This window comes from Lichenibacterium minor (assembly GCF_004137685.1).
Classification (GTDB): domain Bacteria; phylum Pseudomonadota; class Alphaproteobacteria; order Rhizobiales; family Beijerinckiaceae; genus Lichenihabitans; species Lichenihabitans minor.
On the sequence record NZ_QYBB01000062.1, the window covers coordinates 1 to 20,756 of the forward strand.

The 20,756-nt window shown below is 69.7% G+C and carries 15 protein-coding genes; 1 reads left to right on the forward strand and 14 read right to left on the reverse strand.

Translation table 11 applies throughout. The features are described 5' to 3' along the window. Window positions 1–155: 155 nt before the first annotated feature. The 13 genes from D3273_RS25015 to D3273_RS25075 all read right to left on the reverse strand — a co-directional run bounded on the left by D3273_RS25015 (window position 156) and on the right by D3273_RS25075 (window position 17,044). The gene (locus D3273_RS25015; RefSeq protein ID WP_129229684.1) at window positions 156–1,307 is read right to left on the reverse strand and encodes a Gfo/Idh/MocA family protein; all 1,152 of its coding nucleotides are present in this window, start codon (window positions 1,305–1,307) and stop codon (window positions 156–158) included. Window positions 1,308–1,309: 2 nt separating this feature from the next. After that, window positions 1,310–2,374, reverse strand: a complete 1,065-nt coding sequence (locus D3273_RS25020) for a sugar phosphate isomerase/epimerase family protein (protein WP_129229685.1) — start codon at window positions 2,372–2,374, stop codon at window positions 1,310–1,312. Window positions 2,375–2,661: 287 nt separating this feature from the next. Then, a complete protein-coding gene (locus D3273_RS25025) occupies window positions 2,662–3,645 on the reverse strand; it encodes a sugar ABC transporter substrate-binding protein (protein WP_129229686.1) in 984 nt (327 codons plus the stop codon). A 44-nt stretch (window positions 3,646–3,689) separates the two neighbouring features. Further along, on the reverse strand, window positions 3,690–4,745 hold the full coding sequence (locus D3273_RS25030) for an ABC transporter permease (RefSeq protein ID WP_129229687.1): 1,056 nt from the start codon (window positions 4,743–4,745) through the stop codon (window positions 3,690–3,692). Window positions 4,746–4,761: 16 nt separating this feature from the next. Continuing rightward, window positions 4,762–6,261, reverse strand: coding sequence for a sugar ABC transporter ATP-binding protein (locus tag D3273_RS25035; protein ID WP_129229688.1), 1,500 nt, complete (start codon window positions 6,259–6,261; stop codon window positions 4,762–4,764). Window positions 6,262–6,272: 11 nt separating this feature from the next. Then, entirely contained in the window at window positions 6,273–8,327 is a 2,055-nt protein-coding gene (locus D3273_RS25040) for an oxidoreductase (RefSeq protein ID WP_165359683.1), read from the reverse strand. A 178-nt stretch (window positions 8,328–8,505) separates the two neighbouring features. Next, window positions 8,506–9,528: a Gfo/Idh/MocA family protein gene (locus tag D3273_RS25045; protein ID WP_129229690.1), complete on the reverse strand. Its 1,023-nt coding sequence runs from the start codon at window positions 9,526–9,528 to the stop codon at window positions 8,506–8,508. Window positions 9,529–9,718: 190 nt separating this feature from the next. Continuing rightward, the gene (locus D3273_RS25050; protein ID WP_165359684.1) at window positions 9,719–11,542 is read right to left on the reverse strand and encodes an ABC transporter substrate-binding protein; all 1,824 of its coding nucleotides are present in this window, start codon (window positions 11,540–11,542) and stop codon (window positions 9,719–9,721) included. 239 nt (window positions 11,543–11,781) lie between these two features. After that, a complete protein-coding gene (locus tag D3273_RS25055) occupies window positions 11,782–12,615 on the reverse strand; it encodes a carbohydrate ABC transporter permease (RefSeq protein WP_129229692.1) in 834 nt (277 codons plus the stop codon). 4 nt (window positions 12,616–12,619) lie between these two features. Beyond that, on the reverse strand, window positions 12,620–13,468 hold the full coding sequence (locus D3273_RS25060) for a carbohydrate ABC transporter permease (RefSeq protein WP_207210897.1): 849 nt from the start codon (window positions 13,466–13,468) through the stop codon (window positions 12,620–12,622). Between the two features lie 89 nt (window positions 13,469–13,557). After that, window positions 13,558–14,997 (reverse strand): ABC transporter substrate-binding protein, encoded by a 1,440-nt coding sequence (locus tag D3273_RS25065; protein ID WP_129229694.1) that lies wholly within the window; start codon window positions 14,995–14,997, stop codon window positions 13,558–13,560. A 96-nt stretch (window positions 14,998–15,093) separates the two neighbouring features. Next, complete coding sequence (locus D3273_RS25070; protein ID WP_129229695.1) at window positions 15,094–15,942, reverse strand: sugar phosphate isomerase/epimerase family protein; 849 nt, start codon at window positions 15,940–15,942, stop codon at window positions 15,094–15,096. A 61-nt stretch (window positions 15,943–16,003) separates the two neighbouring features. Further along, complete coding sequence (locus D3273_RS25075; protein ID WP_207210898.1) at window positions 16,004–17,044, reverse strand: alcohol dehydrogenase catalytic domain-containing protein; 1,041 nt, start codon at window positions 17,042–17,044, stop codon at window positions 16,004–16,006. 358 nt (window positions 17,045–17,402) lie between these two features. Here D3273_RS25075 and tnpC point away from each other — a divergent pair, with 358 nt between their 5' ends. Then, window positions 17,403–18,773 carry an IS66 family transposase gene (gene tnpC / locus D3273_RS25080; RefSeq protein WP_129229696.1) on the forward strand — a complete coding sequence of 457 codons (1,371 nt, stop codon included), beginning with the start codon at window positions 17,403–17,405 and terminating at the stop codon, window positions 18,771–18,773. Window positions 18,774–19,490: 717 nt separating this feature from the next. Here the strand turns inward: tnpC and D3273_RS25085 are convergent. After that, window positions 19,491–20,675, reverse strand: a complete 1,185-nt coding sequence (locus tag D3273_RS25085) for an IS91 family transposase (protein ID WP_129229697.1) — start codon at window positions 20,673–20,675, stop codon at window positions 19,491–19,493. Window positions 20,676–20,756: the final 81 nt, after the last annotated feature.

The window sequence follows — 20,756 nt, forward strand, 5'->3', positions numbered from 1 at the left end:
CGGGCACGTCTCTCGGCCTGAGCTGAGCTGCTCACCGCCTAGTTCGCTTGGAGTACACTCATATCGAACCAGTCGGAGCGGCAGAAGTGGGTGGACAGCGGTCCGGCCGCTCTTAGGACTTCGAAGGGGCAAAACGGACGCTGCCCTTCTGCACCTCAGGCCAGCCGCGTCCACGCCCCTCCCGCGGCCGAGGACCGCACAGCGGCCTCGACGAAGCCCAGGCCCGTGACGCCGTCCGCCACCGACGGGAAATCCGGGTCCCCCCCGACGCGCCCGGCCCGTGCCGCCAGGATGGCGTCGGCGGCGTCGGCGTAGATGTTAGCGAAGCCTTCGAGGTAGCCTTCCGGGTGGCCGGCCGGCACGCGGGACGCCCGCCGGTTCGCCTCGCCGGCGCCGGCGCCGTTGCGGGTCAGAGTCTGCCGCACGCCGCCGAGCGGCGTGTAGCTGAGCCGGTTCGCGTCGCGCTGGCACCAGTCGAGGCCGCCCGCCGTGCCGTAGACGCGCAGGCGCACCTCGTTCTCCTCCCCGACCGCGACTTGGCTGGCCCAGAGCATGCCTCGCGCGCCGCCGGCGTAGCGCAGCATCGCCCGCACGTCGTCGTCGAGCCGCCGGCCCGGCACGAAGGCCGTCAGCTCCGCGCTGACCTCATCGAGCGCGAGGCCGGTCACGAAGGCGGCGAGGTTGAAGGCGTGGGTGCCGATGTCGCCGATGCAGCCGCCCGCGCCGGCCCGGGCGGGATCGGTGCGCCAGCCCGCCTGCTTGTTGCCGGTCTCCTCGAAAGCCTCGGCGAGCCAGTCCTGGGCATATTCGACCTGCACGACCCGGAGCGCGCCGAGCATGCCCTCGCGCACCATGTCGCGCGCCTGGCGCACCATCGGGTAGCCGGTGTAGTTGTGCGTGAGGGCGAAGACGAGGCCGGAGCGGCGCGCGTGGTCGGCGAGGGCGCGCGCCTCCGCCAGCGTCGCGGTCATCGGCTTGTCGCAGACGACGTGGATGCCGGCGTCGAGGAAGGCGTGGGCCGCGGCGGCGTGGAGGTGGTTCGGCGTGACGATGCTGACCGCCTCGATGCCGTCGGGGCGGGCCGCCTCCGCGCGCGCCATGGCAGCGAAGTCAGGGTAGGAGCGGGGAAGGCCGAGCGCTTCCGCCGAGCGGGCCGCCCGCTCGGGCGTGGACGACAGGGCGCCGGCGACGAGCTCGTAGCGGTCGTCGAGCCGCGCCGCGATGCGGTGCACGGCGCCGATGAAAGCCCCCTCGCCGCCCCCCACCATGCCGAGCCGGATGCGCCGGCCCTCGTGCTTGGATGCCATGGTCACCCCCGATCGATGCCCAGCAGGCGATCGTTGCGCGCCGCGTCGGGCGCCGAGCCCGCGAAGTCGTCGAAGGCGCGCTCCGTCACCCGGATGATGTGGTCGGCGATGAAGCGCGCGCCCTCGCGCGCGCCGTCCTCCGGGTGCTTGAGGCAGCATTCCCATTCCAGCACCGCCCAGGAGCCGTAGCCATGTTGGGCGAGTCTCGAGAACACGCCGCCGAAGTCCACCTGCCCGTCGCCGAGCGAGCGGAAGCGCGCGGCGCGGCCGAGCCAGGGCCGGAGGCCCGAGTAGAAGCCCTGCCGCCCCGTCGGGTTGAACTCGGCGTCCTTGGCGTGGAAGGCGCGGATGCGCGCGTGGTAGATGTCGATGAAGCCGAGGTAGTCGAGGCCCTGCAGCAGGAAGTGCGAGGGGTCGTAGTTGATGGCGAGGCGCCGGTGGCCGCCGGCCGCGTCGAGGAACTGCTCGAAGCTGTCGCCGTCGAACACGTCCTCGCCGGGGTGGAGCTCGAAGGCGAGGTCGCAGCCGTTCTCGTCGTAGGCATCGAGGATGGGGCGCCAGCGGCGCGCGAGCTCCGCGAAGCCCGCCTCGACGAGGCCGGCCGGGCGCTGCGGCCAGGGATAGGCGAACGGCCACAGCAGCGCCCCCGTGAAGGACACGCTGGCCGCGAGCCCGAGCCGGCGCGACGCGCGCGCCGCGAGCCTCACCTGTTCCACCGCCCAGGCCTGTCGCTCGGCGGGGCGGCCCCGCACGGCCTCGGGCGCGAAGGCGTCGAAAGCTTCGTCGTAGGCGGGGTTCACGGCCACGAGCTGGCCCTGCAGGTGCGTCGACAGCTCGGTTACGACGAGCCCGTGCGCCGCGGCCGTGCCGGCGACCTCGTCGCAGTAGGCCTGCGACTCCGCGGCGCGGGCCAGGTCGAACAGGCGGCGGTCCCAGGTTGGGATCTGCACGCCCTTGTAGCCGAGTCCCGCCGCCCAGCGGCAGATGTTGTCGAAGGTGTCGAAGGGCGCGGCGTCGCCGGCGAACTGCGCCAGGAAGAGGCCGGGGCCCTTCAATGTGGCGGGCATGAAGGCTCCTGTTTAACTCGCTCGGGCCGCGACAGCGCGCCGAGGTCGATCGGGAAAACGATGCTCAGAGCCCTGAATTGGGGCGTTCTCTTCGCGACCAGGTGACGCCACCTGGTCGCGAAGCATTCGAGCCGGCGTCGTTGAGATGGAGATGGTGCCCGTGCCATAGGCAGCGAGCGAGTGGCCGGATGTCGGCGCCGTGGTCGATCAGGCAGCCTCCCTGCGCAAGGTCGTCGGTGTGCGCTTCCGACACGGCGCGAACCCAAGGGCTGCCGGTCGATGCGGAGTCACTTGGCGTTGCCCCAGTGACCTAGCGCGTCGACGTTCGCCTTGGTGATCAGCGACGGCTCCGTGCGCGCCTTCTCGGGCACGGGGCGGCCCTCGAAATGCGCCACGATGGCGTCGAAGATCGCGCCGCCCATTGCGTAGGGGCTCTGCTCGACGGTGGCGTCCTGCACGCCGTCGCGGATGCGCTTGAGTGCGAGTGGGGTGCCGTCGAGGCCGACCAACGCCACGTGCCCCTCCTCGCCGGCCGGCTTGAGCTTGCCGATCTGGCGGAGCGCCGAGGCCACCCCGCGCAACATCTCGTCGTTGTGGCTGAACACGCCCCGTACGGCGGGATCCTGGGTGAAGGCGTCGAGCACCATCTTGTAGGCTGTGTCGGCGACCCACTCGGTGTTGAGCGACTTGACCGTGATATCGGGATACGCCGCCTTCATGCGGTCGACGAAGCCCTTGTGGCGCAGTTCCGCAGCTTCCGAGCCGGTCGAGCCGCGCGCCTCGAGCACCGTGCCCTTGCCGCCGATGACCTTTGCCAGGGCGTCCGCCCCCATGGCACCGCCCGCCTCGTTGTCGAAGTCGACGAAGCTCAGGTATTTCCCCTCGGGTGGTGCGTTCTCCATGATGAACACGGGGACCTTGGCCTCGTTGGCGCGCTTGACGCCGGCCACCAGCAGCTTGGCGTCCACAGGGTTGATCAGCAGGGCGTCGGGCTTCTTGGTGACGGCGTCGAGTACCTCGTTGACCTGCATGTTGGGGTCGCCTTTGCCGTCGATGACGTCGAGCTTCACCCCGGCTTCGGCCGCCTTCTTCTTAATGCCGTCGACCATGGCGACCTGGTATTCGAACTGCAGGCCGAAGGTGACGTACTCGACCGTCTTGCCCTTGGCGTCGCCGGCCGCCGCGAAGGCGGGGTGCGCCGCCGTCGCGGCGGCGAGGGCCAGGGCCGCGGCGCCGCCGAGCGCGGCGCGGCGGGTCCATGCTGTCGACATGATGGTTCTCTCCCTTGAAATGGTCTTGGCTGCCGGACGGGGCCTCAGCGCCGCGCGCCGGCTTCCGATCTCTTGGCGAGGGCCGAGCGGCGCTTGAGGCTCGCTTCCACGGTGCGGCGCCGGTAGACGTCGAGCGCCGCCGCGACGGCGATCACGAAGCCGCTGACCACGTAGTCGTAGTTCGGCGGTACGTTGAGCAGGTTGATGGCGTTGCCGACGAGGCCGAGCAGCAGCACACCGAGGATCACGCCGGCGATCTTGCCCTCGCCGCCGAAGAGGCTGACGCCGCCTATCACCGCCGCCGAGATGACGGTGAGCTCCATGCCCTGGCCAGACGTCGCGGCACCCGCCTCGAGCCGGGCCGATATCATCAGGCCGCCGAGCGCCGCGGCGAGGCCCGAGATCACGTAGGCGAGCAGGACCACGCGGGTCGTGCGGATGCCGGCGAGGCGGGAGGCGACCGGGTTGCCGCCGGTAGCATAGACGGCCCGCCCGAAGCGGGTCCGCGCCAGCACGACGTGGGCCAGGACCGCGAGCAGCCCGGTGAGCAGGATGATGAGCGGGAAGCCGAACACCCGCGCCGCCTGGACATCGACGTAGACGTCCGGTACCGGCGCGATGTTCTGCCCGCCCGAGTAGATGAAGGCGACGCCGCGCGCGACTGTGAGCATGGCGAGCGTGGCGATCAGGGCCGGGATCTTGACGACCGTGACGTTGAGGCCGTTCACGAGGCCGAGCAGGCCGCCGACCGCGAGCGCGACCAGCGCCGCGACGCCCACGGGGACGCCGAAGTGAAGGGGCAGGCCCACCGCGAGCACGGACGCTAGGGCCATTACGGCGCCGACCGACAGGTCGATCCCGGCCACCAGGATCACGAAGGTCTGGCCGATCGCCATCACGGCGATGATGGTGGAGGAGAACAGCAGATTCTCGATGTTGATGCGGCTGAAGAAGACGGGGGACGCGAACGTCATGGCGGCGCCTCCGGCGAGCAGCACGAGCAGTAGGCCGAGGTCCTGCACGAGGTCGACCCAGTTCGGGCCGGCGCCCCGGCGGGCGGGGACGGGCCCGCGGGGAGCCTTGGTCTGCACAGTGGACATCGAATTGACCTCCCTTTCAGCCGGTGGTCGCGAAGGTCATGATGGTCTCCGCCGCGATCTCCGGGCGGTCGAGCTCCGCCGTGATCCGGCCGCCGCGCATCACCAGCACGCGGTCGCTGAGGGACAGGATCTCGGGCATTTCGGAGGAGATCAGCAGGATCGCCGTGCCGGCCTCGGCCAGCTTGATGATGATGGCGCTGATCTCGGCCTTCGCGCCAATGTCGACGCCCTTGGTGGGCTCGTCGAGGATGAGCAGCTTGGGCCGGCGGGCGAGCCAGCGGGCGAGGATCACCTTCTGCTGGTTGCCGCCCGACAGGGTCGCAATCGGGACCTCGGGCGAGGCCATCTTGATGGACAGCCCGGCGGAGGCCTCGCGCAGTATGCCGTCCTCCGCCTCACCCGAGATCAGGCCGTGCCGGGTGATGCGGTCGAGCACCGCGAGGGTCGCGTTCGAGCGCACGCTGAGCTTGGACACGAGGCCCTGCTGACGCCGGTCCTCGGGCAGGAGGGCCATGCCGGCCGCGATCGCGGCGGTGGGCCCGCCGCGCGGGACGGGCGTGCCGCCGATCGACACCGCGCCCCGGTCGTAGGGGTCGATGCCGAAGATGCAGGCGGCCGTCTCCGACCGGCCGGCGCCGACCAGGCCCGCCAGACCGACAATCTCGCCGGCCCGCACCGTGAAGGACACGTCGTCGATCATGCCCAGGCGGGTGAGGCCGTCGACCTCGAGCACCGGGGAGCCGAGCGGGCGGGCCGCGGCGCGCATCGCCTCGACAGGCCGGCCGACCATCATGGTGACGACCTTGTCGGTGTCGAGGTCGGCGGCGGCCCGGCTGCCGACGAAGCGGCCGTCGCGAAGCACCGTCACGCGGTCGGCGATGGCGAAGACTTCCTCCAGCCAGTGCGAAACGAAGACGATGCCGAGGCCCCTAGCCCGGAGCGCGCGCACGACGGCGAAGAGCTGGTCGATCTCGGGGCCGGACAGCGAGGTGGTCGGCTCGTCCATGATCAGGACGCGGCTGTCCTCGGCCACTGCGCGGGCGATCTCGACGAGCTGCTGCTCGGCGGGCGAGAGGCGGCGGGCGAGCTCGTCCGGCGGCAGTCCCGGGGCGACCTGGGTGAGCACGGCACGCGCCCGCTCGAACTGGGCGGCGCGCGACACGAGGCCAAAACGCGTGGGCCAGCGGCCCAACGCGATGTTCTCGGCCACCGTCATGCCGGGCACGAGGTGGGATTCCTGGTGGATGGTGGCGATGCCCGCCTCGTGCGCGGCGGCTGGATCCGGGTGCAGCAGCGCGCCGCCCACCGTGATGCTGCCGGCGTCCGGGGCGTGAAAGCCGGCCATCAGCTTGATGAGCGTCGACTTGCCGGCCCCGTTCTCGCCGACCAGCGCGTTCACCTCGCCGGCGCGGACCTCGAAGCTGACGCCGTCCAGCGCCAGGACGCCGGGGAAGGACTTGGTGACGCCCTTCACCGCCAGGATCGCGGCGGGGCACATCGCGTCGGCGGCTGGCATCGCGCGGCGCCTCAGAGCGTGATGGCGAGGGTGGTGGCGTCCAGGATCGTGCTCTGGATCAGGCGCGGAACGATGCAGTCGCCCACGCGCTCGATCCGCACGCCCTCGAAGCCGTCGGCGCCCTGCAGTTCGAGGAACAGGTCCTCGCGGGAGCGGCGGCCGATGACGGGCACGACCCAGTCCACGTCCTCGATCCACTCCTGGTCCGTCGGCAGCAGGACGTATTTGCCCCAGCCGGTCGCGTCGCCCGAGCTGAAGGTCTTGCCGACCTTCACCCGGTTCTCGCCGACCTCCAGGAGCACCAGACCGGCGCGCAGGGTGATGCCCTTGATGGCGGCGCGGCGATAGAAGAGCGTGCGGACGCCGCCCTCGAGGTCTTCGCCGATCAGGCTGTGCGAGGCGATGACCGTGACCGTGCAGCCCTGGTCGGCGAGGTATTCTGCGGTGCCGGCCGCTTCCCAATGGCCGTTCTCGTCCACGACCAGCACGTGGCCGCGCGGCTGCCTCGCACCCGACATGACCTCGTCGGACGAGGCGACGAAGCTCTGGTCGAGCCCCGGCACCGTCGGCAGAACCGTGCGGCCCATGCCGAGCGACAACGGCGGCGCGCCGCCGTCGCGCATGTTCGGGCGCGGCAGGTTGGGCTCGGAGCCGGTCGCCACCACAATCACCTCGGCGCCGAGCCCGCGCAGCAGGTCGAGGGTGGCGGTGGTGTTGCGGCGGATGGTGACGCCGTGCTCGGCGCCCGAGGCTTCGAGATACGAGACGACCTCGCCGACCAGCGCGTGCTCCGGCTGGCCCGCGGCGAGCCGGACCTGGCCGCCGAGCTGGCGGTCGCGCTCCAGGACGGTGACGTCGTGGCCGCGTCGGGCCGCGATCTCAGCGACCTTCAGGCCCCCGGGCCCTGCACCGACCACGACGACGCGCCGCGCCTGCGCGGCCGGCGGCAGGAATCGCTCGTTGAGCTGGCGCTCGCGCCCGGCGCCGGGGTTGTGGATGCACCTGACAGCCTTCTCCTGGCCGACCTGGAAGATGCAGGCGTCGTTGCAGGCGACGCACAGGCGGACGAGGTCGGCGCGCCCCACCATCAGTTTGTTGGGCGTGTCGGGATCGGCGATGAGCTGGCGGGCCATGCCGATCATGTCGCAGGCGCCGGTGCGCAGCATCTCCTCGCCGCGGCTCGGCGGGCTGATGCGCCCGAAGGCGACGCAGGGGAGCTTGCTGGTCGCCTTGAGAGCCCGGCTCAGGCGCTCGAAATCCGCGGTGTGGACGGCGGCGGGCGGGATCTCCATCCAGTACGAGGAGAACGAGCCGGCATCCGCGTTGAAATAGTCGATGAGCCCTGTCGCCTCGAGCGCGCGGACCATCTCGAGGCCATAGTCGAGGTCGTAGCCGAAGGCCGTGAACTCGTCGAGGCAGATGCGCACGCCGACCGGGACGCCGTCGCCGACCGCGCGGCGGATCGCCTCCAGCACCTCGTAGGAGAGGCGCATGCGGTTCTCGAATGAGCCGCCGTAGCCGTCCGTGCGGCGGTTGAAAAACGGCGACGCAAAGGAGCGAAGCAGCCCGTCATGGGCGATTTTGATCTCGATGCCGTCGAAGCCGCCGTCGACGGCGTTGCGGGCGCTGGCGGCGAAGCCGTCGATCGTGGCCCGGATATCGGCGGGGTCCATGGCCTTGGTCGAGAAGCGGCTCGAAGGCTCCGGCATCTGCGTCGGCGCCCACATGATGTGGGGCGGGTGTTCCAGCGAGGTGTGGCCGCCGTGGGTGAGCTGCGAGAAGATCGTGGCGCCGTGGGCGTGGGCCGCCCCGGTGATGCGGCGCAGGCCCGGCACGACCGCGGGGTCCCAGGCGTCGACGAAGCGGCGGGACATCTTCCCGGTGGGATGGATGGCCTGGCTCTCGACGACGATCAGGCCGGCGCCGCCGCGGGCGCGGTCCTCGTAATAGGCGACGTGATCGTCGGTCGGCATGCCGTCGAGCGAACCGAGGGCGGTGAAATGGGGCTGGAAGACGAAGCGGTTGCGGATCGTCGCGCGCCGGATCGCGAGCGGGCTGAACAGCAAGGGATAAGGTCGCGCAGCGGTATCTGATCGAGGCTCGATCATCTCACTCCCTCCCGACTGATCTTCGGGGCGGAAACTCCGACCCGTTGTTATTTTCGTCTAAGCTAATCAAGATGCCGCTCGACGACACGGCTTGTCCAGACCAGAAAAGACCTTATTCCATCCAATTTGGACGGCTTCAAACATCCGTTATCGGGACGGGACATCCGTCGCGCGCCGCGCGGGCGATCGCATCGAGCACGCGCATGTTGCCGAGCGACTGGGCCGCTGTCCGGGGCGCGGGGTCGCCCGACAGGATGGCGTCGCCGAACGCTTCGAGCATGAGCTGGTAGTGGTCGGCGGCCGGCAGTTCTTCTTCGCGGCGGTGGCCGTCGCCGTCCATCACCACGATGACCGTCTCGGACACACGGGTGGTCAGCCCCGGGATGATGCCGCGCGGCACCTCGATCGTGCCTTTGGTGCCGATGACCTCGTAGCGACCCTGGGCATTCGCCTTGAAGGACGAGCTCACCGTCCCGACACGCCCGTCGCCGAAATCCAGGATGGCGACCGTCGTGAGATCGATGCCCAGATCGGGATCGAGGTCCCACCAAGCCCGCACGGACCGCGGCTCGCACCCGAAGATCATGCGCGCGATCTCGGTCGTGTAGCAGCCCATGTCGAGCAGCGTGCCGCCGCCCCAGGCCGGCTTGAAGCGGACGTTGCCGGTGTCGCCGCCGCTCATGAGATCGACCGACAGATGGGCCCTGACCTCGCGGACCTCGCCGATGACGCCCTCCGCGATTAGCTGCAGCACGCGGGCGTGCTGGGGGTGGAAGCGGTACATGAACCCCTCCATCACCGGCGCCCTGCGGGCCGCGCAATGGTCGAACACGCGCCGCGCCTCGGCCTCGTCGAGCCCAATGGGCTTCTCGACCAGCACGGCCTTGCCGGCGTCGGCGGCGCGCATCGCCCATTCGGCATGCATGTGGTTGGGCAGCGGGATGTAGACGGCATCGATCGCGGGATCGTGGATCAGCGCCTCGTAGCCCGGCACGATGCGCGGCACGTCGAGGCCGGCGAGATCGAGAGCCGCCTGCGCCGGATCACGGCTGGCGAGGGCGGCCAGGCGCGCGTTGCGGGCGGCACGCATGGCGGGGATCAGCGCGATCCTGGCGATCCCGGCGGCGCCGAGCACCCCCCATCTAACCCGGTCAGCCATTCCGCCCTCTCGCGTGCGTGGTGTACCCCTCGGTGGAACGGATCCGGGTCGGCGTCCACGCCTGGTTCATCCAAGCTGGATGGAACGGGGCGTTTGGGTGCCGGGCTGGAGCACGGCGGCGTATGGATCCCCGAGTGGGACCGCCGTCAGGCCGGCCCGCGCGAGACGAGGGGGCACGGGAACGCTCGGCTCAATAGAAGCCCTGCGACCGCATCACCCGGTCCGCCCTGTTCTGGGCATCGATCAGGGCCTGGCTCACGCTTTTGCCGCCCGCGAGCAGGTTGTGGATCTCGTCCCCGGCGATGGCGATCACATCGGCGATGCAGGGGGCGGGCGGGCGGGGCCACATGCGGAAGATGCCCTGATGGTTGAATGCGTCGACCGCGCCGATGACCGGGGACAGGGCGCGTATGTCGGGGTCCTTGCTCACGCTGATGCGCGGGCTGGCGAGGCTGCCGTTCACGAGGTAGAGCTTCGAAGCGCTAGCCGACGTCAGCGTGCGCAGCGCGTTCCACACCGGCGCGACGCGGTCCGGGGCGATGTTGGCGGGGATCGCCAGGGCGTATCCGCCCATCGGCACGATGGGCCGGCCGAGCGGGCCTGCGGGGTGCGGCAGATAGCCAGTCCGTCGATAGGCCGGCGCCCGGACGTCGACCTCGAAGAGGGGCGCGAGCAGCGTGTGCGAGTAGGCCATGGCGGCTCGGCCCTGCGCGTAGGCGACGGCACGGTCGTACCAAGCCATCTTCAGGACCTCGGGCGCGGAAAAGGCCTTGAGCTCCTGAAGGTAGGCGGCGGTTTCGCGCGCCTCGGCGGACAGAAACGCCGGCCGCATCTCCTCGCCCGAGATCCGTTCCGCATCGAAACCATCGGGGGTGCGCCTGAGGTCGAGTATCGGTCGTCCGAAGGCACTCATGGTCATGATGAACGTGTGGCCCACGGGCGTGCCGCGGCCGCCGTTCCAGGCGATGCCGCTCAGACCGCGAGCGGGGGCGTGCAGGCGCCGCGCGGCGGCGATCAGCGCGGCGGTCGTGCGGGGTGGGTCAATGCCGGCGTCGCCCAGCAAGTCGGTCCGGTACACCAGGAGTTCGGCCGTGGTCATGATCGGCACGCCGAGCTGACGGCCGTGCACACGCGAACTGGCCAGCGCGTCGGGATAGATGTCCGCGGCATCCAGGGGCGAGGTCGCGGACAGGTCGTCGAGCGGGACGAAGCGGTTGGCTTGGGCCATCTCGCCGAACCAGGGCAGGTCGCAGGCGACGATGTCGTAGTTGGACGCGGATCGCCGGCTGTTGGCGATGATCTCCGCCCGCAGTCGATCGATCGACAGGGCCCGGCTGGTGATGGGCACGCCGAGGACCATCTCGAAATGCCGGCGCAGGGTGTTCATCGCCGCGAAGGTCGGGTCGGCGTGCACCAGGACGCGCAGGGCCCGCCCGAGCGGCAGCTTCAGGTCGAGCACGGGCAAGGGAGCGACCACGCTAGGGTCCATCTTGACGGACCGGGCGCGGGGCGGCGGCTGTTCGGCCGACTCGGACGCGAACTGGTGCCGCATCAGATCCTCGGCCACGCGCGCGAACTGCTGCCAGCGCGCGAGGAGGTCGAGCGAGGGATGCAGCGAGAAGGAGCGATCGGTCTCCGTCTTCGGGCGCTTGACGATGAAGCCGCGCTTGATCAGGTCGTCGATGGCCCGCATCGCGGTGCCGTAGGTCAGGCCCGATGAGGCGGCCAGCGACGTGCTCGTCACGACGCGGCCGAGATCGTGGCTGCGCACGAGCTCGACGACCATGCGCAGCTCGCGCTCGCCGTGGCTGAGCCCGAGCGTGGTCTGGCGCATCTCCTGGATGGCGAGGACGAGATCGGGAAACCGGAAAGGGTCGCGGCCGGCCGGACGTCCGGCACGCTCCGTCCGGTCTGTCTCATACGGCCCTTCCGGCGAAAGCAGGACTGGATCGACCGGGGCGCCACGTCGGGCCGTGGCGCTGGTCGCTTCCGGTGTGGGGCGCTTCGCCTTCATGCCGTTTCCTGGTCGAGAGACCCGCAGCTTCCGCCGCAGATTTCGCGGACCTTCGTGTCGTCCGCAATGACCTGCCATATAGGCGCGCCGGGCTCCCCCGGCCCGCAGTCCGGAGGGGGCTGCGGCCTTCCCCGCTGCGGGCTGGCGAGGATCGAAAGGCATGAGCGCATGGTGCATGCCTGCCCGCGTGGCGGGGCGCGCGGCGGCTCTCCCTCGTGCCCGCGGCGCGCGCCCGGAGGTTATTTGACCGCGCCGAAGGTGAGGCCCTCGACCAGCCGACGGCGCAGCACCAGCGTCGCGAGCAGGATCGGCGCCACCGTCACGGTGGCGGCGGCGGTGAGGCTGCCCCACTGCGTTCCGTACATGTTGGTGAACTCGCTGATCCCGACGGGCGCGGTCTTGGCGGCCGAGCGCGTGAGCGTCAGGGCGAACAGGAACTCGTTCCAGGCCAACATGGCGCTGAGCAGGCTCGCGGCCACGATGCCCGGCATCAGCAGCGGAAGGACAATGTACCGGAGCACGGCGCCCTGGCTCGCGCCGTCCACCATTGCGGCTTCCTCGATCTCGTGCGGGATCTGCTTGATGAAGCTGCGCAGCATCCAGATCACCATCGGCAGGTTGAAGGCGGCGTAGGGCACGACGAGCACGGGGAACGTGTCAGTGAGGCCGAGCTTGGACGCGAAGATGAACACCGGCACCACCGAGACGGCCGGGGGGAACATGATGGTGGACAGGATCCAGTTCGCGGTCCCCCTCTTGCCCCTGAAACGGAACCGGGCCAACGCATAGGCCGCGGGCACACCCAGGGCGAGGCCGAGCAGCGTCGAGGCGACGGTGACGATTAGGCTGTGCATCAGCAGCGTGCCGAAGGCCTGCGACGTGTAGGTGTTGCCGCCGAGCACGTCGCGGTAGCTCTGCAGCGTGGGCGCGAAGTCCCAGACCGGCGGGAGCGCCTGGCTGAGTTCGGGCGGCTTGATCGAGGTGAGGACCACCCAGATCACCGGGAACAGGGCGATGATCGCCGCTCCCCAAAGCAGCAGGCGGAAAAGGGTGTCGGCGAGGAAGCGCCGCATGCGATCAGTCCTCGAGGATATCGGTGTTGCGGTTCAGCACCGCGAGCAGCCGGCCCATGATGAGGGACAGCACGACGAGGAAGCAGATGCCGAGAGCGGCCGCGGCCCCGATGTCGAAGTTCTGCAGCGCGATGCGGTATAGGTCGAGGTTGATGAGCGATGTCGAGGTGCCCGGCCCGCCGCCCGTCAGCACGAAGACGCTGCCGAAGGTTTTGAAGGCCTCGATGGCGCGGAACACCAGCGCGATGGCGAGGAACGGCGCCATGAACGGCAGGATGATGTGCCAGAACAGCTGCAGCGCGTTGGCGCCGTCGAGCCGCGCCGCCTCCTTGGGCTCGCTCGGCACGCCCTGCAGACCCGCGAGCAGGATCAGGGCCACGAACGGCGTCCACTGCCACACGTCGAGGCCGATGACCGCCGTCCACGCGTAGAACGGTTCCCCGAACCAGTCGATCGGCTGGTCGATCAGGCCCCAGCTCTGCAGATAATAGTCGACCCAGCCGTAGGCGGGGTCGAGCAGAACGCGGAACACCAACGCCGACACCACGGGCGTGACCCCGAGCGGCAGGATGAACAGGGCGGTGAGGAGGTCGGTCTCGGCGAGCTTGCGGCTGAGCATCAGGGCCAGCCCCAGACCCAGCGCCATCTCGACCGCGACGGCGAGCGCCACGAACTGCAGGGTGGTCAGCGCGTCCGCCCAGATGTTCGGATCGCCGAGCACGTGCCTGAAGTTTTCGAGCCCGACCCAGCGGGAGTTCGGCCCGAGCAGATCCTCGTGCCGGAACGCGCAATAGGCGAGGTAGAGCGTCGGCACCACCGTCATGGCGAGCAGGAGCGCCCCGGCGGGGAGCATGAACCCCCACGCCTTCAGCGCCCGCCGGGACGGCGTGGACCGCGTCCGCGCCGCCGCAGGTCGCGCGCGGAGGCCGGTCCGGACGACGGTCATGACCTCTTGTAGCCGGCCTGCTGGAGCAGCGTGGCGACCTCGGCTGCCGCGCCCTTCAGGGCCGCCTCGGGCGTCGCGGCCCCGCGCGCCGCGTCGTTGACCGCGACCCAGACGGTGCGGTCGATGTCGGCGTAGTTGGTCAGGCGCGGCCGGCCGACCCCGACCTGCAGCGACTGGCCGAGCACGTCGTAGAAGTTGCCGAACTTGGCGACGATGCCCGGGTCCGCCGCGGCAGCCGCGTAGACCGACAGCCGCGTGGGGTGCAACTGCGAGGCCAGCGCTTTCGTCTGCGTTTCCCGGCTGGTGAACCACTTGATCGCTCGGAACGCCCAGTCTTTGTTCTTGGAATAGCTGTTCACCGACAGCATCCAGGTGCCGAAATGCGGACCGCGCGCCACGCCCTTCGGCACCATGGCATAGGCGATCTCACCCTTGACGGTCGGGTTCAACGTTTCGGAGTGGTAGTTCATGCTCATGGCGGTGAGGCCGGAGCCGAACGAGGTCGCGGCCGTGTCCCAGCTCGCCGAGGTCGTGCCGGGCGGGACCACCTTCTTGGCGATCAGCTTCGCGTAATACGTGAGCGCCTTCACGCCTTCGGGCGAGTCGAACACCGGCTCAAATGTGTCGCTGACGAGGTGGCCGTCGCCGCCGAATCCGGCGAGGAGCGTCTTGAAGTCGTCGGTCGCCCAGTCGCCGGTGCCGGCCATTAGAGTCGTGCCCCAGCGGCGCTTGGCCGAATCGGTCATGAACTCGGCCACCTGGGCAAACTCGTCCCAGGTCGCGGGCGGGGCGAGGTCGCTGCCGAACTTGGTCCTGTAGGCGGCCTTGAGCGCGGCGTCCTCGAACAGGTCCTTGCGATAGGCCATGGTGAGGACGTTGGACTGCACGGGGAGACCGTAGATGTCGAAGCCCTCAGCTTTGATCTTGGCAGGATCGATCGCCGCGTCGTCCTTAAAGTGCAGGGCGCTGTTATCGCGCCGGTAGACAGCCGTGTCGTAGAAAACCTTCGGGATGAAGTCCGTGATGTCGAGCCCCTCGTTCGCCCGCGGATCGAGGATCATGTCGGTGATGGGCAGGATCTTGTTGGTCAACGCCGGCATCCACGGCGTATCGACGATCATGATGTCGTAGTAGGGGCTTTCCGAGGCGAGCTCGGCGAAGGCCTTCTGCTGCAGCGCGTTGTAGGGCATCGTGTCGAGCGCGATGTCGAAGCCGAAGGCCTGCTTGAACGCGGGCAAGGCCGCCTTGATGGCGTCGGAGTCGGCTTCCGACGTCGCGTAAAGCATCGTCAGCCTGTCGGGCTTGGCGGCGTCCGCCGCCATCGCCGGCGCGCCCGTCAGGCCGGTGAAGGCCGCGCCGCCGGCGAGCGCCGCGCCGCCCCGCAGGAGGGCGCGCCTGGACAGGCCCTTGTCGTCGAACGTGCCGTCAAACGTCATGTCGTCCTCCCTGTCGCTGCTGTCGTTGTTGTTGTAGCTGTCGTATCTGTGCCGGTGCGCCCGCGCGGATCGCCCCGCCGCCGGCCGACGCCGGTCTCAGAGCACCTGGTGCTCGATGCTCTTGAGGTATCGGATGGCGTTGCGGGCGTAGCGGTCGGGCTCGGCGTCGCGCCGGGCGAAGCCGATCTCCATCGTGCAATAGCCGTCGAAGTCGACGTCCTTGAGGGCCTGCAGCACGCCGACCCAGTCCACCACTCCTTCGCCCGGGGGCGCCCGGCCCGCGTCGGCGAAGTGGACGTGCTTCAGGTGCCGGCCGATCTCGTAGACCTGGTCGGAGCTGACCTCGTTGCGGTAGAGCGCGTGATAGGTGTCGAACATAAGCTGGACGTTGTCGAGGCCCACCTCGTCCCGCAGCATCAGGGCTTGCCCGGCCGTGTCGACGAGGTTGCTGTCGGCGGCGGTGTTCTCGATGCAGAGGGTTATGCCCCTGTCGGCCGCATAGGGGCCGAGCTCCCGCAGGGCGGCGAGCGTCCAGTCCCAGGCCTGCTGGTACGGCGTGCCGAAGACGCGCCAGCCCGCGATGTAGAGCACCTTGCCCGCGCCGAGGTCGTGGGCGAGGTCGATCACCTCCTTGTAGTGGGCGATCGTGGCGACCCGCTCCTCGCGCATCGGCGAGGTGATGTTGTTGCCGGGGCCGCCGCCCGGAGCCGGCAGCAGGCTGACGGCGTCGAGGTTGTGGTCGGCCAGCAGAGACCGGATGTCCACGCGGCGCTGCCGATCGAGGTGGGCCGGCCAAGCATGCGGGGCCGCGCAGCCGATCTCGATGCCGTCGTAGCCCGCGCGGGCGATGCGCTTGATGGCCTCGTCGAGGGTGTAGGAGGGGACCCACACCGGGAAGCTCGAGTAGCACCAGGTATTGAAGGCGTATTTGAACTTAAAGGCCATGAGATCGATCCCTGCGCGGACTCACCACCCGATCGCCGGCTGTGATCAGCCAGGCGCCGTGTCAGACGATGAAGACGGCTTTCTCGGTTTTGCGCTCGTCAAAAAGGCGGAAGGCTGTCTCCGCCTCGTCGAGGCTGAAGCGGTGGGTCGCGAGGCGCTCGAGGTCGATCTTCGCGCTCTTCAGCACGCGCAGGATCTCGGCGTACTCGAAGGCGTTGAAGTACCATGAGCCCATCAGCGTGATCTGTTTGCGGATCAACTGGTCGCTCGGCCGGATGGTGCTTTCCCGGCATTCGCCGATGAAGGCGACCTTGCCGTTGGGGCGCACAGCGTCGAGCGCCATGTTGTGGGCGCCGGTGCTGCCGGAGCAGTCGATCGCGGCCGTGAGGCCGGCTCCGTCGGTGAAGGCGTCGAGGTCGTCCCGCACGCCCGCGGCGGCGGGGTCGAAGGCCCGGTCCGCCCCGAGCCCGACCGCGAAGTCGCGGCGCTCCGCGAGCGGATCGAACACGGCCACGCGCGCGCCGAGGGCTTTGGCGGCCAGCACGCCGGCCGTGCCCATCGGGCCGAGCCCCCAGATGCCGAGCACGCTCGCCCCGGAGATGCCGAGCTTCTTGCAGGCGCTGTACAGGGTGCCGAAAGCGTCGGTGGAGATCGCCGCCGCGACGTAGGACATCCAGTCCGGGATCTTGAGGCAGTTGCGCTCGGGCACGACGATGTATTCGGCGTTGCCGCCGTCCGCCGTGAAGCCGATGCAGCTCCACCGTGGGCAGAGGAAGTAGTTGCCCTGGCGGCAGAACTCGCAGATGCCGCAGCCGATGCCGAGATAGACCGCCACGCGGTCCCCGACAGCGATCTGATCGACGCCGGGGCCGACAGCGGCGACGTCGCCCGAGGGTTCGTGACCGGTCACGCAGGACCCGGCCGCGCCGCCGCCCACCACGGCGTTCCCGTAATAGAGCGACAGGTCGCTCCGGCAGATGCAGGACGCCCTCACGGCGATCAGCACCTCCCCGGGGCCGGGGGTTGGCACCTCCACGGCCCTGATCTCGACGCGCTTATCGCCGGGGAGGAACACCGCCTTCATGCGGCCGACGCTGGACATGATGGTCCTCCCTTCGCTGCGCGGGACGCCAGACTGAGTACGCCTTGGCGGGCGACCTGCCCACGCAGCTCGAAACGTTTCTCACTGGGGCGATGATGAGCGGTCATGTCGACCCGAGACCTCGGACGACGGCGTCCCATCCCCAAAGTCTAGCTGCCCGACACGGCACGAGGGAACCGAAGATGTATCCATTCTGGATGGTTTCTGGTCATCCAGAGCGGACCCCGACAGGGCCGATCCCTGCCGCCGCGCGGAGGTAACTGCTCATCCTGCTGGGTAGCTGGCGTCGTGATCGGGCTTGGAACTGCGGCAGGGAGCTGGGCTTGACGGTTTGCCTGTTGCGGGATTCAACCCTCGCATGGTCGTTCCCCCGCTGCCGGATCTTTCGACGCTGAGCCACGCGCAGAAGGACGCGTTGATCGTCGCGCTGTGGGAGCAGGTGGTGTCGCTGACGGCGCGGCTCACCGCCCTGGAGCAGCGGCTGGGTCCGCCGAAGACGCCGGACAACTCCAGCCTGCCGCCGTCCAAGGGGCAGAAGCCGAACCGGTCCGACACGTCGAAGCCCGCCGGCCCGCGCAAGGGCAGTCTGGGCCGCAAGGGCGGCGGCCGCAGCCTGATGGCGGAGCCCGATCAGGTGGTGAGCGCCAAGGCGGCCGGATGCCGGCACTGCGGCACGGAACTCGGCGAGGCGGATCACCACCTCCACAGCCGCTACGACAAGATCGAGCTGCCGCGCGTGCGCCCCGTGGTGACGCGCGTGGAGCGCTACGCCGGACACTGCTCCTGCTGCGGCGGTACCACCCTGGCGCCGGTTCCGGACGGGATGGAGGAGGGCACGCCCTTCGGCCCAAGCATCGTCGCCATGGCGCTGTACCTGCGCTTCACCCACGCCATCAGCTACCAACGCCTGCGGCGCCTGTTCGAGCATTTGTTCAGCCTCGCCGTCAGCGAGGGAGCGCTCGATGCCCTGTTCCGCCGGGCCAAGCCGGCCTTTGACGACGCCACCGCCGCTATCTTGGCCCGGCTGCGCCGGTCGCGGATCGTGTGCTCGGACGAGACGAGCGTGCGGATCGACGGGCGGACCTGCTGGAACTGGGTGTTCCAGAACGAGCAGGTGGTGATCCATGTCGTCCGCAAGAGCCGAGGCGCGGGCGTCGTGGCCGAGGTGATGGGCGGCCACCGCCCCACGATCTGGGTATCGGACCTCTTCGGAGCCCAGCAGGGCCATGCCGACCTGTGGCAGGTCTGCCTCGCCCACCAACTCCGCGATTGCCAGTTCGCCATCGACGCCGGCGACACCATCTTCGCGCCTCGCATGAAGGCGCTGCTGTTGCGCGCCGTCCTCCTGGCACGGCGACGCAAGGCCCTGGCGGCCAGCACCCGCCGCCAGTACAGGAACCGCCTCGATCGAGACCTCGACGCCATCATGGCGCTCGGCCCCACGAACCGGCACGGCCAGCGCCTCCGGAAGCGTTACGGCAAGGTCCGGGGCGACCTCTTCACCTTCCTGATCCATCCCGATGCGCCGCCCGACAACAACGGCTCCGAGCGCGAACTCCGGCCTACCGCCACCCACCGGAAAGTCACCGGCGGCTTCCGCTCGCAATGGGGCGCAGACCTTTTCGCCGGTGTCAGATCCGTCGTGGGCACGGCCGCACGCTCCGGCGTCGACGCCTACGCGGCCATCCTCAACACGCTATCCGGGTGCCAAAGCCCCGCGCCGGGTTGAGCAGATACGCGCGGAGTATCGGTGACAATCGTGCGTTCGGGCCGGCGCTGCAATTCGACTTAGATGCCTGGGGAACTCGCGGCGCGACGCCTTATCAAAGTCGCCCTAGCCCTCCCTGAGCGCCGGTGCCCTGGTTGGATACGACGCTTCTTTCCCGCCTCCTCAGCCGATGCGGCACCGAGTGGGCCCCTTTTCTTGTTCGGCATTCTTCATGAAATCTTCAGGGCCGGCCGTGAGCCCGATAGACGCGCACGAAGTTGCGGACCGGCAGTCCCCTTAGGAGATGGGGGCCGGTCAGGATTGGCCTGAACGTCCGCTTCAGAGGAGAGACCTGATCGATCGATAAACGACCGACCTGGTGAAGGGTTACGGACGGCGGCCGGCACTGGCCGAGCGTCCAGGCTGAGGGCCGCCGTCGGTAAGCCGCCCAAGGACGAACGCGCGGGGGTCGCCTCGCGCTATGGGGATTTGGCGAGACGGGCGAGCGCGCGGAGGCGCCGCGGCCAGTCCAGACGGGCGGACCCGTAGCCGGACGAGGCGTGATCTCGGTCCGCAGGTGATGCCATTGAGGTTCGCCGCCGCTGCTGGCAGGCCGATGGTGCTGTCCCGGGCTCGTTGCGGACGATGCCGGACGCCGTGAGGGCGAGCGTGTCCGATGGCCGAAGCGGCGTCGCTTCCGCCCTGTGCTGGATCTGGCCGTGCCGGGTCACGGCGCCTTCATCCGGCTCTCCATCGGTGCGAGGGCGGAGCCCGGGCGCGGACCGTGCCCTTGAAGCTCTCGATCATCAGCATGCGCCCGCCGCAGCAGGGGCATAGGGTGCGGCGTTCCGCCGAAGAGGCCGGCTTGGGGACCACGGGCGGTGCGGGGACGGCGAGCAGTTCGCGGGCGCGGGCGATGTTGGCCTTGCACCGGCCCGTGGCGAGCAGGCCGTAGTGGCGGATGCGGTGGAAGCCCCTGGGCAGGACATGGACGAGGAAGCGGCGGATGAACTCGTCGGCCCACAGCGTCATGGTGCGGTGGCGGGCGTCGCCGTCGCGGCGATAGTCCTTGTAGCGGAACGTGATGCCGTCCTGGTCCATCCCGATCAGGCGCCGGTTCGAGATGGCGACATGGTGCGTGTAGCGCGACAGGTAGGCCAGCACGGCTTCCGGGCCATCGAAAGGCGGCTTGCTGTACACGACCCACTTCGCTGCCCTGACGGGCGCGAGGTGGCGCTCGAAGGCCTGCGGGTCGCTCAACCCGGCCCTGTCGCCGAAGAAGCGGAGGCGGCCCGCGACATGGAGTGCGGTCAGGCCGGTGAGGAACAGCCGGCGGAACAGCTTGCCGAGCACGTGGACGGGCAGCAGGAAGGCGGGCCGCGAGGACACCCAGCGCGTGCTGTCGAGCGAGATGCCGCCGCCGGGCACGATCATGCGGACGTGCGGGTGGTGGGTCAGGGCCGAGCCCCAGGTGTGGAGCACGGCCGTGATGCCGATGCGGGCGCCGAGGTGGCGCGGGTCGGCGGCAATCGTCAGCATGGTTTCCGATGCGGCGCGGAACAGCAGGTCGTAGACCGGGGCCTTGTTGGTGAAGGCGATGTCGGCGATCTCGGCCGGGACCGTAAACAAGACGTGGAAGTAGCCGACGGGCAGCAGGTCGGCCGCCCGCGCCGCCAGCCACTCGCGCGCGGCCGCGCCCTGGCACTTGGGGCAGTGCCGGTTGCGGCAGGAGTTGTAGGCGACGCGAGTGTGGCGGCAGCCCTCGCAGGCCTCGACGTGGCCGCCGAGCGCCGCGGTGCGACAGGTCTCGATGGCCGACATCACCTTGAGCTGGCCGAGGCTGACGTGGCCGGCCTGGGCGGCTCGCCAAGCTACGCCGTGCCGGCGGAGGATGTCGGCGATCTCCAGATGAGGACGCGACACCGGGTCAGGCCCCGGTGTCGGCGCCCTCCATCAGCAGTTTGAGGCGCTCGAGCGGGCTCGTCACCGCCCGGATGGTGCGGG

Coding starts and splice junctions, on each gene's coding strand:
- D3273_RS25060 (WP_207210897.1), bottom strand. CDS start 13,468: ATGCTCCCCGCCGGGGCGCTCCTGCTCGCCATGACGGTGGTGCCGACG.
- D3273_RS25045 (WP_129229690.1), bottom strand. CDS start 9,528: ATGGCTGACCGGGTTAGATGGGGGGTGCTCGGCGCCGCCGGGATCGCC.
- D3273_RS25070 (WP_129229695.1), bottom strand. CDS start 15,942: ATGGCCTTTAAGTTCAAATACGCCTTCAATACCTGGTGCTACTCGAGC.
- D3273_RS25020 (WP_129229685.1), bottom strand. CDS start 2,374: ATGCCCGCCACATTGAAGGGCCCCGGCCTCTTCCTGGCGCAGTTCGCC.
- tnpC (WP_129229696.1), top strand. CDS start 17,403: ATGGTCGTTCCCCCGCTGCCGGATCTTTCGACGCTGAGCCACGCGCAG.
- D3273_RS25065 (WP_129229694.1), bottom strand. CDS start 14,997: ATGACGTTTGACGGCACGTTCGACGACAAGGGCCTGTCCAGGCGCGCC.
- D3273_RS25075 (WP_207210898.1), bottom strand. CDS start 17,044: ATGTCCAGCGTCGGCCGCATGAAGGCGGTGTTCCTCCCCGGCGATAAG.
- D3273_RS25055 (WP_129229692.1), bottom strand. CDS start 12,615: ATGCGGCGCTTCCTCGCCGACACCCTTTTCCGCCTGCTGCTTTGGGGA.
- D3273_RS25030 (WP_129229687.1), bottom strand. CDS start 4,745: ATGTCCACTGTGCAGACCAAGGCTCCCCGCGGGCCCGTCCCCGCCCGC.
- D3273_RS25035 (WP_129229688.1), bottom strand. CDS start 6,261: ATGCCAGCCGCCGACGCGATGTGCCCCGCCGCGATCCTGGCGGTGAAG.
- D3273_RS25025 (WP_129229686.1), bottom strand. CDS start 3,645: ATGTCGACAGCATGGACCCGCCGCGCCGCGCTCGGCGGCGCCGCGGCC.
- D3273_RS25050 (WP_165359684.1), bottom strand. CDS start 11,542: ATGAAGGCGAAGCGCCCCACACCGGAAGCGACCAGCGCCACGGCCCGA.
- D3273_RS25015 (WP_129229684.1), bottom strand. CDS start 1,307: ATGGCATCCAAGCACGAGGGCCGGCGCATCCGGCTCGGCATGGTGGGG.